Source organism: Amycolatopsis sp. lyj-346 (assembly GCF_046548975.1).
In the GTDB taxonomy this organism is placed as follows: domain Bacteria; phylum Actinomycetota; class Actinomycetes; order Mycobacteriales; family Pseudonocardiaceae; genus Amycolatopsis.
The window spans coordinates 461,646-477,718 of record NZ_JAJPWT010000005.1 but is presented as its reverse complement, the minus strand read 5'-3'; the positions used below and the strand labels follow the sequence as shown (position 1 = coordinate 477,718).

The following is a 16,073-nucleotide window of genomic DNA, read 5'->3' as shown; positions in this document are numbered from 1 at the left end:
TGCTCGCGCTGCGTCGTTCCGAACTCGTCGACGCCGACGCCGACCTCATCGCCGAGAAGCTCGGCGACCTGCCGCTGGCGATCGAGCAGGCGGCCGCCTGGCTGGCCGAGACCGGGATGCCCGCGCGGGACTACCTGGAGCTGTTCGACGAGAAGGTCACCGAAATCCTCGACACGGCCGCGCCCAACGACTACGAAGTGTCGGTCGCCGCGGCGTGGAACGTCTCGTTCGACGAGCTGAGCTCGCGGAGCCCGGCAGCTCACCAGCTGCTCCAGGTCTGTGCGTTCTTCGCGCCGGAGCCGATTTCGCGGAGCCTGTTCACCGGGGTGCGCGAAGCTTCCATCGCTCCGGAGCTCGACGCGGCCCTGCGCGACCCCATGCGACTGGGGCGCGCGATCCGCGACGTCAACCGGTACAGCCTGGCGAAGATCGACCACCGCAGCAACACCCTGCTCCTGCACCGCCTGGTCCAGCTGGTCTTGCGCGAGAGGATGAGCGAACAACACCGGATGGAGATGCGGCACGGGGCGCACCTGCTGCTGGCGAAGCTGGACCCGAACAACCCGGCGTCGCCGGAGACCTGGTCGCGGTACCAGGAAATCCTGCCGCACATCTACGACGCCGAGCTCACAGACTGCACCGATCCATGGGCACGCCAGCTTGTGATCAACCTGTTCAGGTTTCTCTACCACTGGGGCGATCACGAAGGCGCGCGTTCTCTGGCCGAGCGGGCGGTCAAGGCGTGGACGGCCGACCGGGAGCAACGGCTGGTCCGAGGCGAGGAACTGGTCGAGGACCCGCCTCTGCTGGAACTGAAGGCCTCCGAGCAACTCGCGTTCTTCTACTGGGTGGTCGGGCGATACGACGACGCGGCCAAACTGGGCAAGCAAACCCTGGATCGCTATACCGAGGCAATCGGCTCGACGAGGGAGGAGACGCTGGGCGCGATGCTCACCTACGCGCTCATCCTCAAGGCGCGGGGTGACTTCTCGGATGCGCGGCGGCGCAATGGGGAAATCTACGTCAATGCCCGAGGCCTGTACGGTGAAGACGACCCCGTCACCCTCGGCGCCGCGCACGAGTTCGTCGTCGCGTTGCTGCTGACCGGCGAATACGCGGAAGCCCGTGAGCTGGCGGAGAAGACCTACAGCCGTCGTGTCGAAATTTTCGGGTTCGACAACGTCGACACGATCGGCACCTCGGTGCTGCTCGTGCTCGCGCGCCGCGAACTCGGGCACTACCCCTGGGCCAAGATCGAGATGGAACGCATCGCGGAGCGTGCCGAGCAGCTCTACGGTGGGGACAGCGTCGGTACACTCCGCCGCCGCTACTACCAGTCAGTGTCGTGTCGCAAGGACGGCGACCACGACACGGCGCTCGAGCTCTCGAGTGATGCGTTGCGCAGGTTCCGCATCCGCTATGGGAACAGCCACCCGAACGCGATGGCCTGCGCGCTCGGGCATTCCATCGACCTCCGGCACGCGCGAAGGTTCGCCGAAGCCCGCAAGCTCGGCGAAGAGGTGTACGACCTCTACCGGGAGAACCTCGGGGAAAGCCACCCGCACACGCTGTCGGCGCAGCTCGACCTCGGGGTGACCCTGCGCCTCAGCGGCAATCCGTTGAACGCTCGTGAAATCGACGAGAAGGCGCTGGCCGGATTGAGCGAGAAGGTCGGCGAGGACCACCCGCACACCATTGTCTGCGGGATCAACCTGGCCAGTGACCTCTTCGCACTCGACCGGGTGGAGGAGGCAATGGCCCTCGACGCCGACCTCTTCGACCGGGCCCGTCGTGTCCTGGGCGAAGATCACCCGACCACGCTGGCGGTGCAGCTCAACCGGTCGCTGGACCTGCGGGCCACGGGGCAAACCGCCGAAGCGGATGTGCTGTACGAGGACGTGATGACGCGGTACCGGCTGGTGCTCGGAGAGACCCACCCGGGAACGGAGTCGGCGTCGCGCGGCGTCCGGGCGGACTGCGACATCGACCCGATGCCGCTGTAGGCCGCCACCGGCCGGGTGGTTCAGTGGGTGAACCGGCCCAGCCAGCCGGCGATCGCTTCCACGGACGGCGTCATTCCCGGCTCGTCGCGCAGCAGGCGGTGCACCGCCCGGACCAGTTCCGGGCGGTGCAGCAGCGCCCGCGACGCCGGTCCGGTGCTCCGCGCCGAGAGGGCGAGGCCCAGGCCGACGAGTGCCGACGGGTCGTCCGGGTCCACGGCCAGCAGGCGCCGGTACTCGGCGGCCGCTTCCAGAGGCCGCCCGGCCACGAAGTGCCGGTCTGCTTCCGTCGCCCCCGGGACCGAAAGCGCGTGCTCGTCGAACCGAGCGGCGCCGTCCGGGCCGAGACGAAGCCGGATCAGGTCCGTGCGAGCTTCCTGCCAATCCCCGTCCGGCACCGGGGTTGGCACCCGGGGCTCCGGCGGACCGGTCACGGCACATCGGGGCCGCGAGAGCCCTACCCGCCAATCCGCTGCCAGTTCGGCGACTGTGGCTGGGTCGGGACGCAAGTGCCTGGTCCGCCAGGCGGCATAGTGGTCTTCGGCCGCGAAGCGGGCCCACTTGCGGGGGCCTGCGGCGACTGGTTCGGTCTGCCACGGCCGGAGTTTGGCGGCGACGCCGTCGAGGAACCGGCGGCCGGCCGGGGTGACGCTCTCGTCGACCCGCACCGCGGCGAGGGTGCGCCAGACCTGTTCGCGCCAAAGGGCGAATTCGAAGGCGGCGAGCTCGTGGTCCGGTTCGGCCGCGGCCAGCGCCCGCCAGAACGACGTCACGCCGAAGAAGGCATAGATCCCGTGGAGCACCCCACCGATCGGACGCGGGTCGGAGCGCCACGGCGCGTACAGCCTTTCCCGCGGGTCGTCCGTGCTGATCCGGACGAGGTGGAGCAGGCCGCCGAGCCGGATGTGCTGGAATTCGTGCACGAGCGCGGCCGCGAGCGTGGCGGGATCCTCGCCGTAGGCGACGATCGCGCTGCCGAACGCTTCCCCGGTCGACGCGCTGGGCAGCCGGAACGGGACGGCCGGCGCCGGCACGATCGAATCCAGGCCGGCCGGGAGGACCTCGGCGACGGCGGGCAAGTGCCGGGTGAGCAGCCGCCAGGCCTCGTCGAGCACGGTCCGCCACGATTCGACCTCGACCGGGCGCAACCGTTCCGGCGGAATCGGCTCGTACAGCCCGCGATACGGATCCAGGTCGTCGAGCCGGACCGCGAGCCGCTGCTCACCCGACCACAGAACGGCTTCCTTGATCCCGGACCATCCCGGTGCGTCGGCGGACAGGCGTGCCGGCAGGCGGACCACCGAGTGCCGGTCGTGGATTTCCACGACGCCGTGTGAGCTCCGGATGGTGGCGACGGAAAACGGTGCCTCGGCCCGCAGGTGCGCCAGTCCGAGCGTCGGCAGTACGGCGGTCCCGCGCCACACCGGTAGTTCCGCCTCGAACGGGATTCCGGCGCGAACGGCGGCCGCCGCGGCCAGGCAGTGCACGTACCCGACGTGGACCCAGAAAGGGCAGACCCCGGTGACGTCGTGCCGGTACAGCCGGGTTGTGTAGCCCGCCCATGTTCCGGTGTACGGGTGGGAAAGAATCGCTTCGAGTTCTTGCGGCGCTACCCGTTCGACTCTGGCCAGCAGTTCCCACGCCGTTTCCGGTGAGGGCAGCGGCCGGTACAAATCTTCGGATTTCGTGGCCACTTCGACCAGACCGCGCAGTAGCAGCAGGCGACGGCTTCGCTCGGCTGCCCGCAGTTTGTGCAGCAGGCCAGGGTCGCCATCGCCGCGCGCGATCATGTCGAAGTCCGTCCACCGCAGCCGGTGCCGGCTCAGTTCCGTGGCCGGGTTTGGACAATCCGCCAGTTCCACGATCAATCGACTCGCTTCGCGCTGCCGCTGCTCCCGCTTGCGGTCACCTGGATGTGGGCGACGCGGTCCACCGCATGTTGCAATGCCCGGCGCATTTCACCGCCGCCCAGTGTGCGCAGTCTGATGAGCGAAACGCCGCCGAGATCGACGAGCTCCGATTCGATTCCGTCTTCCGCGCCGGAACGAGCTTCCTGCATCACGCTTCCCTTCTCGCAGGGAGAACGGACCCCGTCGGCCCGCTTTGCATTATCCCGCATGTCGGGCAGTTGCGACAGGGACGGACGCAGTGCGCCGTTCGGGCGATACGGGCCGGACCCGTCCGCCGCAGCGGGATTCGCAGGCGGCCCGTCCATTCGATCATGAATCCGGTCGTCCCGCACGCGAAGATGCACCGTCCGCTCGCCGAAAGGCAGCTTCCGTGCACCCGGTAACTCGCTCTCTTCCGCCCATACCTTGTCCATCTTTTGCCCACTCCCATTCCGGGGACCGGTGGGTAAAATCACCGTTCCCGGGCTGCCGGGCGGGAGGTGGTTCGTCCAGTGTCGGCCGGAGAACGAACTTACGGACCGAGCCCTGAGCTGCACCTCCCGTCGACGGTCCGCGTCGCGGTCCGGGAGGCGATCGTCAACCTCCTCGCCAAAGCCGGCCTGGCCGCCGACCGGCCGGGCCGGGCGCTGCTGGTGGATCTGATCCACGACAACCTCGGTTTCCCGCTGACCCTCTCCGAACACGCCACCGGGCGGGACCAGCTGATCGACGTCGTCAACGCCTGCGCCAGAGCGGAAGGCGGGATGCACGCGCTCGACCAGGCCGTCCGCATGCTGCGGCCGGGCTCTCCGGAAGCCGAGCTCCTGCACCGGCTCGTGCACGAACCGCGGATGCACGACCTGCTGCCGGATTCCGAACTGCTTTGGCTGCGCTCGGCGCTGGCCGGGGTCGCCCCGCCGAGGCTGGGTGCGCTGCTCCGGCGGTCGGCGAGTCCCGCGGCGTGCCCGGCAGGCGAACCGGCTGACGCCTGGGAGGCGTTCTGCCTGCTGACCGAATTCAACACGCCGGCGCACGGACTGCCACCGGCGCTGACCTTCATCGAGCTCGTCGCCGCCGAATGCCCGCGGCCACTCGGCGACGAACTGCGGGAATGGAACACCTGGCAGGCCCGGCGGGTCCAGGGCGAGGCTCGGTTGCACGAATTGCGCGCCGAACACCGGCCAGGGGCCGGCGACGGACTGCGCCTGCACCTGGTGATCATGGTGGAAGTGGACGGCATCGACCCCGACCGGCACGTCGTTTCCCATTGGCGGCAGGAAGATCCGCGGGAGTGGCCGCCCGCCCGCGGTGGGATGGCCACGGTCCAGGGCGTGGACCTCGAGCACCACGTCGACCGACTGGTCGTCGACGCCGAACGTGCGTGGGCGGAATACCGCGAGGAGGTGGCGCTCGAGTTCATCCTGCCGCGGGCGCTGGTCAACCTGCCGGTGCACCGGTGGTGCAAGGAACACGAAACCGGGGATCCCCGGCCGCTTTCCCTCGACTACCCGATCGTCATCCGGTCACTGGAACGGATGTTTTCCCGGCAGTGGCATCGCGCGTGGCGGATCCGGTGGGAAGCGATGCTCGGCGATCCGTCCGCTGAACGGGTGTATTACTGCCGGCCGCAGGACACCGCGAAGCGCCATCGGCTCGACGCCACCCTCAGCGACGGACGGTGGTTGGTGATGGTGCTCGCCGAACCGCCGCCCGTGCGGCCGCGCCCCGGGGAAGACGAGCTGGCGACGGGGTTGCGAACGGGGATCCCGGCCCTGCTCTGGCACCCCCACGCGCCCGCCGAGGTGGTGCGGGAACTCGTCGCCTGGCTCGTCGACGGCGGCGGGCTCGGCGATCTTCCCGTGCGGACCCAGGACTCCCGGCGGGCGTCGTTCCGCGAGGTGACGATTCCGGTCGACCTGCGGGTGGCCGGCGATCTGGTGATCTTGTGGGACGACCCGAGCAGGCTGATCTTTCTGGACGATGGCCCTTACCTGTCGGATGTGACTCGGGAGAATGCGGATGAACGGGGAAAAGCGTCCTGAACGGCCGGACTGGTGGATCTACCGCGGTACCGGCCGTCCGCTCGGCGGTGCCACGCTCGCCGATCTGCTCCCACCGGCACCACCGTGGCGGGCCTTCGACGGCGGGCCGCTGCCGGACGAGGACGTCGTGCCGCCGGACGAGGGCGAGGCGGCCCGGCGGCTGGGGTCGGAGCACCGGCTGATCGCCAGGCACGTCGACTCGCACGAGATCGACATGGTCAACGCGGCGCTGTACCTGCGGCGGCCGTTGCTGGTGACCGGCAGGCCCGGTAGCGGCAAGTCGAGCCTCGCGTACCGGGTCGCCCGCGAACTCGGGCTGGGCCGGGTGCTCCGGTGGCCGATCACGTCCCACACCACGTTGAAGGCCGGCCTGTACGCCTACGACGCGATCGGCCGGGCCCAGGCGGCAGGCACTCGTTCGGCCGCGCGGAACGGCGAGCACGAGCCGCCGATCGGCGAGTACCTCCGGCTCGGCGAGCTCGGCACGGTCTTCCTGCCCCGCCGGCTGCCTCGCGTGCTGCTCATCGACGAGCTCGACAAGAGCGAGGCCGATCTGCCGAACGACCTGCTCAGCCTGTTCGAGGACGGCGAGTTCACGATCCCCGAACTGGTGCGGATGCGCAGCCGGACCCGGGAGGTCGAGGTGTTCACGGCCGACCCCGACCTGACGGCGACGGTCGTGGACGGCCGGGTCCGGTGCGTCGCGTTCCCGTTCGTCGTGATCACCAGCAACGGCGACCGCGACTTCCCGCCTGCCTTCCTGCGCCGGTGCCTGCGGCTCGAACTCCAGGACCCGGACATCGAGCAGCTGGCGGCCATGGTGGCGGCACACGCACTCGATCCGGACGACACCCACCGGTCCCGCATCGTCGAGGAGTTCGTCAGCCGCAGCGAGGCGTTCGGCGGGCTGCCGGTCGACAAGCTGCTCGAGGCGGTCTACTTGGCGACTTCGGGGGCGTACCACGACGAAGGCGATTCCTGGCCGCGGCTGGTGGACGCGCTTTGGCGGCAGCTGAATTCCGTGGTGCCGTGAGATGGCCGGGGAGCCGCGGGAAATCCGGGTCGGGGACGAGCTGCTGTCGTGGAGCGAAGTCGCCGACGCGGTTTGGCTGGCGGCGGTCCGCCGGACGTCACCGCAGCCGGACGGCGAACCGGAACCCCGTCCCCCGGCCCCGGATCCGGCGCCCGAGCTGCCGCCGCCAGCGGTCCGTGAACCGGACCCGGGGGCGGGCCCGCGGCCGGTCGCGGGGGCCGAGCCGGTGGCCAGGCGGCAACGGCATCGCGTGGTCGGAGGGTTCACGCGGGACGTCCACGGGGGCGGTCGTCAGGGGACGCAGTCGAACGGCCGGACCTCGAAGACGGGGACCATGCCGGGTGGTCCGGACATCCTGCGGTCCCTCCGGCCGTTGAAGCAACTGCGTCCGTCCACCCGGGAAGACGACCTCCAGCTGGACGAGGAAGCGACCGCCGAGCAGGCAGCACAGGACGGCCTCTGGCTGCCCCTGTTGAAGCCCGCTCCGACGACCCGTGTCCTCGATCTGACGGTGGTGGTCGACGCGGGTGCGTCGATGGCTCTGTGGCAGTCGGAAGTCACGGCGTTCCTGAGGCTGGTGCAACAGCTGGGGGCGTTTCGGAGTGTCCGGATCCGGTACCTCGAAACGGAGGCCCGCGCGACGGACGGCTCCCTCTCACCGGTGCTGCGCGGCGGCACTCCGGACGCGCCGCAGCACAGTGCGGCCGAACTCCTCGGCTGGTACGGCGACCGGCTCATGCTGGTCCTCACCGACGGCGTCGGCGAAGCGTGGCGGCGCGACCTGGTGTCGCCGCTGCTCGCACAGTGGAGCCGCGGCATGCCGGTCGCGTTGGTGCACCTGCTGCCCCAGTACCTGTGGAAGAAGGGCGGTCTGCCGCTGCACCGGGCGTTGCTCGCGTCGCCCGGCCCGTTCCGGCCGAACCGCCGTTACGGGTTCGAGCTGCCGGACGCCTGGATGACCATGGCGGATCCGGAAAAGACCACCGCCGGTGCGGTACCCGTCCCGGTCCTCGAACTGGAGGGCCGGTGGTTCAGCTGGTGGGTGCGCTTCATTTCGCGGACGGTCACCGACGCGGTTCCGGGCACGGTCCTGCTCGCCCGCGACCAGCCGCTGCCCGAGCCGGTGGACGACGACGAGCCCGCGGTTCCGCTGTCGGCCGGGGAGCGGGTCCGGCGGTTCGTCGGTGCCGCCACACCGCCCGCGCTCCGGCTCGCGACCTTGCTGGCCGCGGTGCCGGTCAGCCTGCCGATCGCGCGGTTCGTCCGCGCGGAACTCGTGCCCGAAGCCGGGACGGCCCACCTCGCCGAGGTGTTCACCAGCGGGCTCCTCGCCCCGCCCAAGGCGAACACCCGCGAAGACGACGCCGTTTTCGAGTTCCCGATCCCGGTTCGCGAGGCGCTGCTCGCGACCGGACGGCGAGCGGAGACCGTGCGGGTGGTCGCCGCGACCGGACAGCGGTTCGGCGAGCGGCACCCGGTGTTGCTGAAGATCGCCGACGCACTCGCCGACCCGGACCGCGCCGCCCTGCCCGAAGACACGGCGGACATCTCCCTCGAGCGAGTCGTCATGCGCGCGCTCTCGGGCCCGTACGCCTGGCGAGCCGAACGCCTCCAGGCGCGGGAGCACGAGCTCGCGGCCGCGGAGGAAGACCGGGACGCCGTCACGGAGGACGGCGAGGCCCCGCCCGTCACCGCCGAGCCGGGCTTCGCGGCGGAGCAGCTGGTCTCGGACGTCCGGGAAGAAGCGGCCACCTCCCTGCGCCGCGTCCGGCGGATCACGACCGACGCGCCGATCGTCTGGGGAGCGGTTCCCGCGCGCAACCCGGAGTTCGTCGGCCGCCGCGAACTGCTCGACCACCTCGCGGCCGGTCTGCGGCCGGCGGGCTGCGCGGTCCTGCACGGCCCCGGGGGCCTCGGCAAGACCCAGATCGCGGTCGAGTACATCTACCGGCAGCTGCGCGACCACGACCTCGTCTGGTGGGTCAGCGCGCCCCAGGAGTCGCAGATCAGGGCGTCATTGACGGAGCTCGCCCGGCAGCTGCGGTTGCCGGGTGCCGAAGAGACCCTCACCGCGGTGCCCGCCGTCCTGGCGGCGCTGCGCGCGGGCAAGCCCTATCGCCGCTGGCTGCTCGTCTTCGACGCGGCCGACCACCCGGAGTCCCTCCTGCCGTTCCTGCCGGCCGGCGGGCCGGGCCGGACGTTGGTCACCGCACGGGACGCCGCTCCGGGCGAGTTTCCCGCGGAGTCGATCGCGGTGGGCCGGTTCACCCGGGCGGAGAGCATCGAACTCCTGCGCCACCGGGATCCCGCGGTCGCGCACGTGGACGCGGACGCACTCGCGCGGAAGCTGGGCGACCTGCCGATCGCGCTGGCGCAGGCCGCGGCGTGGCGGGCCGAATCCGGCATCCCGGTCGCCGAGTACACCCGCCTCCTGGACGAGAAGGTGGCCGAGATCCTCTCGACGTCCCCGCGGACGTCGGACGACGAGATCCGCGTAGCGGCCGCCTGGAACATTTCTTTCGACGGCCTCGCAATCCGCAACCCGGCCGCGCACCAGTTGCTCCAGGTCTGTGCGTTCTTCGCCGCCGAGCCGATTTCCCGCAGCCTGTTCGCCGGGGTGCGGGGAGTGTCGATCGCTCCGGAACTGGACACGGCGATGCGGGATCCCGACCTGCTGGACCGGGCGCTGCGGGAAATCAACCGGTGCCGGCTGGCGAAGCTGGATCACCGCAGTGGCACCCTGCTCCTGCACCGGCTCGCGCAACTGGCGCTGCGGGCCCGGATGTCCGGCCGGACCCGCGCCGAGATGCGCCACGGTGCCGCCCTGCTGCTGGCCAACCTCGATCCGAACGACCCCAAGACTGCCTCGCTGTGGCCGCGCTACCAGATGGTGCTGCCACACCTGCGGCACGCCGGACTCGTCGACTGCGATGACCCGTGGGTCCGGCGGTTACTGCTCAACCTGATGCAGTTCCTGTACTTCTCCGGTGATCACGCCGGAGCCTTGGCGCTGGCTGAAGAAGCTGCGGCGGCGTGGACGGACCGGTACGGCGAGGAGGACGCCCAGGCACTGGCCGCGTCGCAGCAACTCGGGGTCATGCTGTGGGTGCTCGGCCGGTATGAGGCCTCTTCAGAGGTCGGCAGGCGGACGCTGCGGCTCTACCGGCGGACCGCGGGGCCGGACTCGGAACAGGCTTTGCGGGCGGAGATGCTGGTGGCCGTCGGGCTGAAAGCCAACGGCGACTTCTTCGCGGCGCGGGATCTCAATCGGAAAACCTACGAAAAGTTCCGGTCTCTCTTCGGCGACGACGACCCGTCCACGCTGGGTGCGGCGCACGACCTGGTCGTGTCGCTGCTGCTGACGGGCGAGTACGAGCAGGCGCGCCGGCTGAGCGAGGACACCTACGAACGCCGGTCGGAGGTCCTCGGGTACGACAACTGGGAAACCATCCTGACCCTCAACATCATGATCATCTGCCGACGGGAACTCGGTGACTATTCCTGGGCGCGCATCGAGCAGCAGAAGGTCGTGGAACGGGTGCGCGGCTTGTTCGGGTCCGACACCGACGGCGTCGTCCGGCGCGATTACCACCTTGCGGTCGCGCAGCGGAAGGACGGTCACCACGAGGCCGCGCTGAGCCTGTCCGGGAGCGCGCTGGAGCGCTTCCGGCACACGTATGGGCCGGATCACCCCAACGCGCTGGCCTGTGCACTGGCCCATTCGCTGGACCTCCGCAACGCGGGCGAGCTGGCGGCCTCACTCGAGCTCGGCGAGCAGGTGCTGGCGCTGTACCGGGCCAACATGGGCGACCGGCACCCGCACACCCTGGTGGCCGATGCGGACGTCGGCGTGACGCTGCGCTTGCTCGGGGATCCGGCCGCCGCGCTGAGCCGGGACGAAAGAGTGCTGACAAGGCTGCGGGATCGGCTGGGCCCCGCCCACCCGCACGTCCTGGCCTGCTCGCTCAACACCGCGAACGACTGGCACGCGCTCGGCGACGTGCAGCGTTCGCTGCGGATGAACACCGAAACGCTCGCGCGGCTGCGGAGGGCGTTGCCCGAGAGCCACCCCGTCACGCTCGCGGCCCGGCTCAACCGGGCCTTGGACCTCGAACGGCTGGGTCGGCTCCGGGAGGCGATCAGCCAGCACCAGGAGGTGCTCGGCGCGATCGGCCGGGTACTCCGGCGTGGCCACCCCGCGATCACCGCCGCGGAAAACGCGGTGCGCGCAGAGTGCGACATCGACCCGATGCCGTTGTGACGCGGTCAGGAGAGCCCTGCGCCCATCCAGGTGGCCAGGTCTTCGACCGCGGGGGCACTGCCCGTGGCACGCAGCTCCCGGTGCACCGCGCGAACCAGTTCGGGCACGGCGAGCAAGGCCCGTTTGGCCGGTCCGGCCGGGAGCGACAGAGCCAAGCCGATCAAGGCCGAAGCGTGGTCCGGATCGGCCGCGAGTTGCGCGGCGTACGCGCTCCGGGCTTCGTCCACCAGGCCGTCCACCAGCAGGCGATCGGCCTCCAGCGCCTCCGGGACCAGCGACCACAGTTGCGGCAGCCGGGTTTCGCCGTTCTCGCCCAGCCGGATCCGGATCAGGTCGGCGCGGGCGTTCGACCAGTCACCGTCCGAAACGGTGGCCAAGCGGCCTCCCGGTGACAGGGGCGGACAGGGGAGTCCGTCCTGCCAGGCCCGCGCGAGTCCGGCGACTGTCTCAGGCTGCGGGCGGAGGTGGAGAAGCAGCCAGCCGGCGTAGTGGTCCGCGGCCAGCGTGTCCGCCCACTGCGCCGCTTCACCCGTTGTCGGTTCGTCCTGCCACGGGCCGAGCACGGCGCCCAGTTCGCCGAGAAAACGCCGCCCCGCGTCGCTCAGGGCCGGGTCTTCGCGGATCGCTTCGAGTGTGCGCCAGCTCTGGGTGCGCCAGTGGGCGAATTCGAACGCGGCCAGCAGATCGTCCGGTCGGGCCCGGGAAAGCGCTCGCCAGAACGCCGCGACCCCGAAGAACGCGTAGATCCCGTGCACCAGCCCGCCGAGCGGCCGGGGATCTTCCCGCCACGGCGCGTAGAGCCGCTCGGTTCGGTCGTCGTCGTGCAGCTGGACGAGCTGGAGGAGGGCGCCCAGCCGGATGTGCTGGAACTCGTGGACGAGTGCCGCGGCGAGGGTCGCCGGTTCGTCCGGGGCCGCGATGACCGCGCTGCCGAAGGCTTCGCCGGTCGACGCGCTGGGGAGCCGGAACGGGACGGCCGGCTCCGGCACGATCGAGGTCAGGCCCGCGGGCAGGACCTCGGCGTACTCGGGCAGGTGCTCGACGATCAGGCTCCAAGCTTCGCCGAGCAGGTCACGCCAGATCGCCGAATCGGTTTCCGGCAGCCGGGCCGGCGGGATCGGGTGGTACAAACCGCGATGCGGGTCCAGGTCGTCGAGCCGCAGTTCGAGAACGCGATCGCGGGCCTCGAACCGGAACGCCCGGAGCGGGCTCCAGGCCGGTTGCCCGGGGGCGACACACGAATGTTCGCCGCGAACCGTGAAGGCGCCCGCTGTTCCGCGCACCTCGGCGGTGGTGAAGCCGCGATCTTCGGCCAGCCGGGCCGCTCCCAGCGTCGGCAGCACGACGGTGCCATCCCAGACCGGCACCTGAACGGTGAAGTCCAGTCCCGCGTGGATCGCCGCCGTGGCCGCGAGCGCGTGCAGGTAGCCATAGTGCACCCAGAGCGGGCATTCCCCGGTCAGGTCCTGCTCGATCAGCCGCGTGGTGTACCCCGCCCAGCTGCCGGTGTACGGGTGGGCGAGGATCCGCTCCAGCGCGTCCGGATCGGCCTCCTGAGCCCGGACCAGCAGATCCCAGGCCGCATCGGATCCGGTCAGCGGTCCCGTCAGCCGCGGGTCGGTCGCCGCCCGCTTCACCAGGCCGTACAGCAGGAGTAGGCGGCGGCTGCGATCCGCGGTGCGCAGAACGCCCACGGCGGCGACCCCGCCGCCGCCCACGGCCAGCCCGTCGAAGGTGTCCCAGTCGGTCGAATGCACATCCGGCTCGGCCGGGACGCGGTCCATCGTGCGCACGGAGAACCTTTCGCCAGCGGTGATCAGTCGACGCGCTTGGCGCCGGCGCCACTGCCGCTTGCGGTCACCGGAATGTGAGCGGTCCGGTCCGCGGCGTGGCGGATCGACCGCTGAAGCGCGACGGGGTCGAGTTTCCGCAGTTCGGACAGAGAGATCGCGCTCAGATCGAGGAGTTCGGATTTGATCCCCGGTTGTCCATTGCCATCCGGAGATCGCATGCCGATATTTCCTCTTCTGTGGCTTGAATCGACTGGAAGGAGCATAATTTAGCACGTTGGACACTGCTCCATTCGGGTGACCCCGGTTAAGCGTTTGTCCTGGCAACAGGATCTGCGGGGCGGAAATCCAGGCAAACACATGATCGAACCCGGTTGGTGTCACCGTATTAGGCACGCTGTGTTAGGGAGTGGTTGCGCTTGGTGTGACCGAAAAAGCCGCGGTGCAATTCCGGGCGGTTGATTGTCGATTTTTCGCGACGATGGCCCTCCGGGCTGTGACTAGTTCGCGACGCCGAGGACCGTGTGGAGCAACGCGGTCAGCTCGGCTGCGAAATTCGGCCGCGACGCCACTCGGCGGGTGCGGGCCAGGTCGTTGGCGATGGTCAACGCCGCGTGGACCGTGATCTTCGCTTCCCGTGGCGGCAGCTCGGGCCGCACCGCGGACAGCAGCGTCACCCACTGGGCCACGTAGTCGCGCTGGACGCGCAGCAGGTCGACCTTGTCCCGGTCCGGCATCGTCACGCGGTCCGCCGAGAACGACACCAGCAGCTCCGGGGTGTGCAAGATCGTGTGCACGTACGACGCCGCCAGGCGGTGCAGGGCCGAGCGCTCGTCCGACGTCTGGAGGGCGAGCTCGGCCGCCAGGGCCAACCTGTCCGCCGCTCGGTGGCCGATGGCCACCATGAGCGCGGCCTTGCTCGGGAAGTGGCGGTACACGCTCGGGCCCGCTATGCCCGCCGCCGCTCCGATGTCCTCCATGCTCACGTCGTGGAAGCCGCGCTGGGCGAACAGGGTCGTCGCCGCGGCCAGGACCTGCTCGCGGCGGGATGGCGTGCCCACGCTCACCGCCGCGGCCGGGGGCGTGGAAGACGGCGCGGGCAGTGTGGCGTTCAGCACGTTCAGGGCCAGTTGGACCAGGAGCGCGGCGAAGCGGCGGCGGGCCACCGACGTGTGGTGGACCGACACGCTGCCGAACACCGACAGCGCCGCCCAGCAGAGGAGCTCGGCGTCTTCGGCCGGCAACTCCGGGCGCCGGGCCTGCAGCGCCTTCGACCACGCCGCCAGCACCAGTGCCGACCGGCGGGCGATCTCGCGCTGGTCCTCCTTGGGGAGGTGACGGCCTTCCCAGCGCCACAACGCCGCGATCTCGCGTCGCTCGACGGCCTGGGTGGCGAGCAGGCCCAGGAGGGCCCGCAGCTGGCCGGACGGCAGAACCGAGTCCGACAGGGCCTCCGCCGTCGCCGCCTCCATGTCCTCGAAGCCGCTCAGGACCACGTACGCCAGGATCGCCTGCTTGTCCGCGAAGTGCCGGTACAGCGCCGGGCCGGTGACGCCCGCCGCGTCCGCTATGTCCTTGATCGACACCCCGGGGAAGCCGCGGGCGCGGAACAGCTCCGCCGCCACCGCGGCCAGCTGGGCCTTGCGGTCGCGGGGGCGCGAGCTGCGTTCGACGTCGGTCATGGTGAGTGAACGATAGCCGTTCGGGACACACCGGCAACCCATTGACACCATGGGGTTATCCGGAGATATGTTAATGGCCATTAGCCCTACTGGCCGGTATAGTCGGCTGTGACACGCCCAGGTACAACGACGTTCCGACACGCTCGCGAGGAGTAGTTCAGTGAGTAGCGAGGCCTACATCTACGAGGCGATCCGCACGCCTCGCGGCAAGAACAAGGGCGGTGCCCTGCACGGCACCAAGCCGGTCGACCTGGTGGTCGGCCTGATCAACGAGCTGAAGGTCCGCCACCCGAACCTCGACCCGAAGGCGATCGACGACATCGTCCTCGGCGTCGTCTCCCCGGTCGGCGAGCAGGGCGCCGTCATCGCGCGCACCGCCGCGCTGAACGCGGGCCTGCCCGAGACCGTCGCCGGCGTGCAGCTCAACCGGTTCTGCGCCTCCGGCCTGGAGGCCACCAACACCGCCGCGCAGAAGGTCCGCTCCGGCTGGGACAACCTGATCATCGCCGGCGGCGTCGAGTCGATGTCGCGCGTGCCGATGGGCTCCGATGGCGGCGCGCTGTTCATGGACCCGGCCACCGCCTACGACAACTACATCGTCCCGCAGGGCACCGGCGCCGACCTGATCGCGACCATCGAGGGCTTCTCCCGCGAGGACGTCGACCGCTGGGCCGTCCGCTCGCAGGAGCGTGCCGAGGCGGCCTGGTCCGGCGGCTACTTCGCCAAGTCCGTCGTCCCGGTCAAGGACATCAACGGCGTCACGGTCCTCGACCACGACGAGCACCGCCGCCCCGGCTCCACCGTCGAGAGCCTCGGCAAGCTCAAGCCCGCCTTCGCCGGCATCGGCGAGCTGGGCGGCTTCGACGCCGTCGCGCTGCAGAAGTACCACTCGGTCGAAAAGATCGACCACGTCCACACCGGCGGCAACTCCTCCGGCATCGTCGACGGCGCCGCGCTGGTCCTGGTCGGCTCCGAGCAGGTCGGCAAGACCTTCGGGCTGACCCCGCGCGCCCGGATCGTGGCGACCGCGTCGATCGGCTCCGAGCCGACGATCATGCTCACCGGTCCCACGCCGGCCACCGAGAAGGTCCTGAAGACCGCGGGTCTCAAGCCCGAGGACATCGACCTGTGGGAGCTCAACGAGGCGTTCGCGTCCGTCGTGCTCAAGTGGATCAAGGACCTGCACCTCGACGAGGAGAAGGTCAACGTCAACGGCGGCGCGATCGCCATGGGTCACCCGCTCGGCGCCACCGGCGCGATGCTGGTCGGCACCGTGGTCGACGAGCTCGAACGCCGCCAGGCGCGTCGCGCGCTGGTGACCCTGTGCATCGGCGGCGGCATGGGCGTCGCCACCATCATCGAGCGGGTGTGAGGAC

At 70.4% G+C, this 16,073-nt stretch carries 9 protein-coding genes; 5 read left to right on the top strand and 4 right to left on the bottom strand.

Annotation, left to right across the window (positions count from 1 at the left end):
• On the top strand, positions 1–2,003 hold a 2,003-nt coding region (fxsT, locus tag ACLJQE_RS20030; protein WP_410640781.1), incomplete at its 5' end, for an FxSxx-COOH system tetratricopeptide repeat protein.
• Positions 2,004–2,023: 20 nt separating this feature from the next.
• On the opposite strand, the gene ACLJQE_RS20025 is transcribed toward fxsT (ACLJQE_RS20030), so the two are convergent.
• Together ACLJQE_RS20025 and ACLJQE_RS20020 are read right to left on the bottom strand one after the other, a co-directional pair.
• Positions 2,024–3,862 carry an aKG-HExxH-type peptide beta-hydroxylase gene (locus tag ACLJQE_RS20025; protein WP_410640819.1) on the bottom strand — a complete coding sequence of 613 codons (1,839 nt, stop codon included), beginning with the start codon at positions 3,860–3,862 and terminating at the stop codon, positions 2,024–2,026.
• A gap of 2 nt (positions 3,863–3,864) precedes the next feature.
• On the bottom strand, positions 3,865–4,323 hold the full coding sequence (locus tag ACLJQE_RS20020; protein ID WP_410640780.1) for a hypothetical protein: 459 nt from the start codon (positions 4,321–4,323) through the stop codon (positions 3,865–3,867).
• A gap of 78 nt (positions 4,324–4,401) precedes the next feature.
• On the opposite strand from ACLJQE_RS20020, the gene ACLJQE_RS20015 reads away from it, so the two are divergent.
• From ACLJQE_RS20015 to fxsT (ACLJQE_RS20005), 3 genes are read left to right on the top strand one after another with little or no spacing between them, the layout of a single operon-like run.
• Positions 4,402–5,931: an effector-associated domain 2-containing protein gene (locus ACLJQE_RS20015; protein ID WP_410640779.1), complete on the top strand. Its 1,530-nt coding sequence runs from the start codon at positions 4,402–4,404 to the stop codon at positions 5,929–5,931.
• Positions 5,909–6,964, top strand: a complete 1,056-nt coding sequence (locus ACLJQE_RS20010; RefSeq protein ID WP_410640778.1) for an AAA family ATPase — start codon at positions 5,909–5,911, stop codon at positions 6,962–6,964. The genes ACLJQE_RS20015 and ACLJQE_RS20010 overlap by 23 nt, the downstream gene beginning before the upstream one ends.
• Before the next feature lies 1 nt (position 6,965).
• Entirely contained in the window at positions 6,966–11,225 is a 4,260-nt protein-coding gene (fxsT, locus tag ACLJQE_RS20005; protein ID WP_410640777.1) for an FxSxx-COOH system tetratricopeptide repeat protein, read from the top strand.
• Positions 11,226–11,230: 5 nt separating this feature from the next.
• Here fxsT (ACLJQE_RS20005) and ACLJQE_RS20000 read toward each other — a convergent pair whose 3' ends face one another.
• Positions 11,231–13,009 (bottom strand): HEXXH motif domain-containing protein, encoded by a 1,779-nt coding sequence (locus ACLJQE_RS20000; protein WP_410640818.1) that lies wholly within the window; start codon positions 13,007–13,009, stop codon positions 11,231–11,233.
• 506 nt (positions 13,010–13,515) lie between these two features.
• Complete coding sequence (locus ACLJQE_RS19995; protein ID WP_410640776.1) at positions 13,516–14,697, bottom strand: TetR/AcrR family transcriptional regulator; 1,182 nt, start codon at positions 14,695–14,697, stop codon at positions 13,516–13,518.
• A gap of 160 nt (positions 14,698–14,857) precedes the next feature.
• Between ACLJQE_RS19995 and ACLJQE_RS19990 the strand changes: the two genes are divergently transcribed.
• Positions 14,858–16,069: an acetyl-CoA C-acetyltransferase gene (locus ACLJQE_RS19990; protein WP_410640775.1), complete on the top strand. Its 1,212-nt coding sequence runs from the start codon at positions 14,858–14,860 to the stop codon at positions 16,067–16,069.
• The last annotated feature ends 4 nt before the right edge of the window (positions 16,070–16,073 follow it).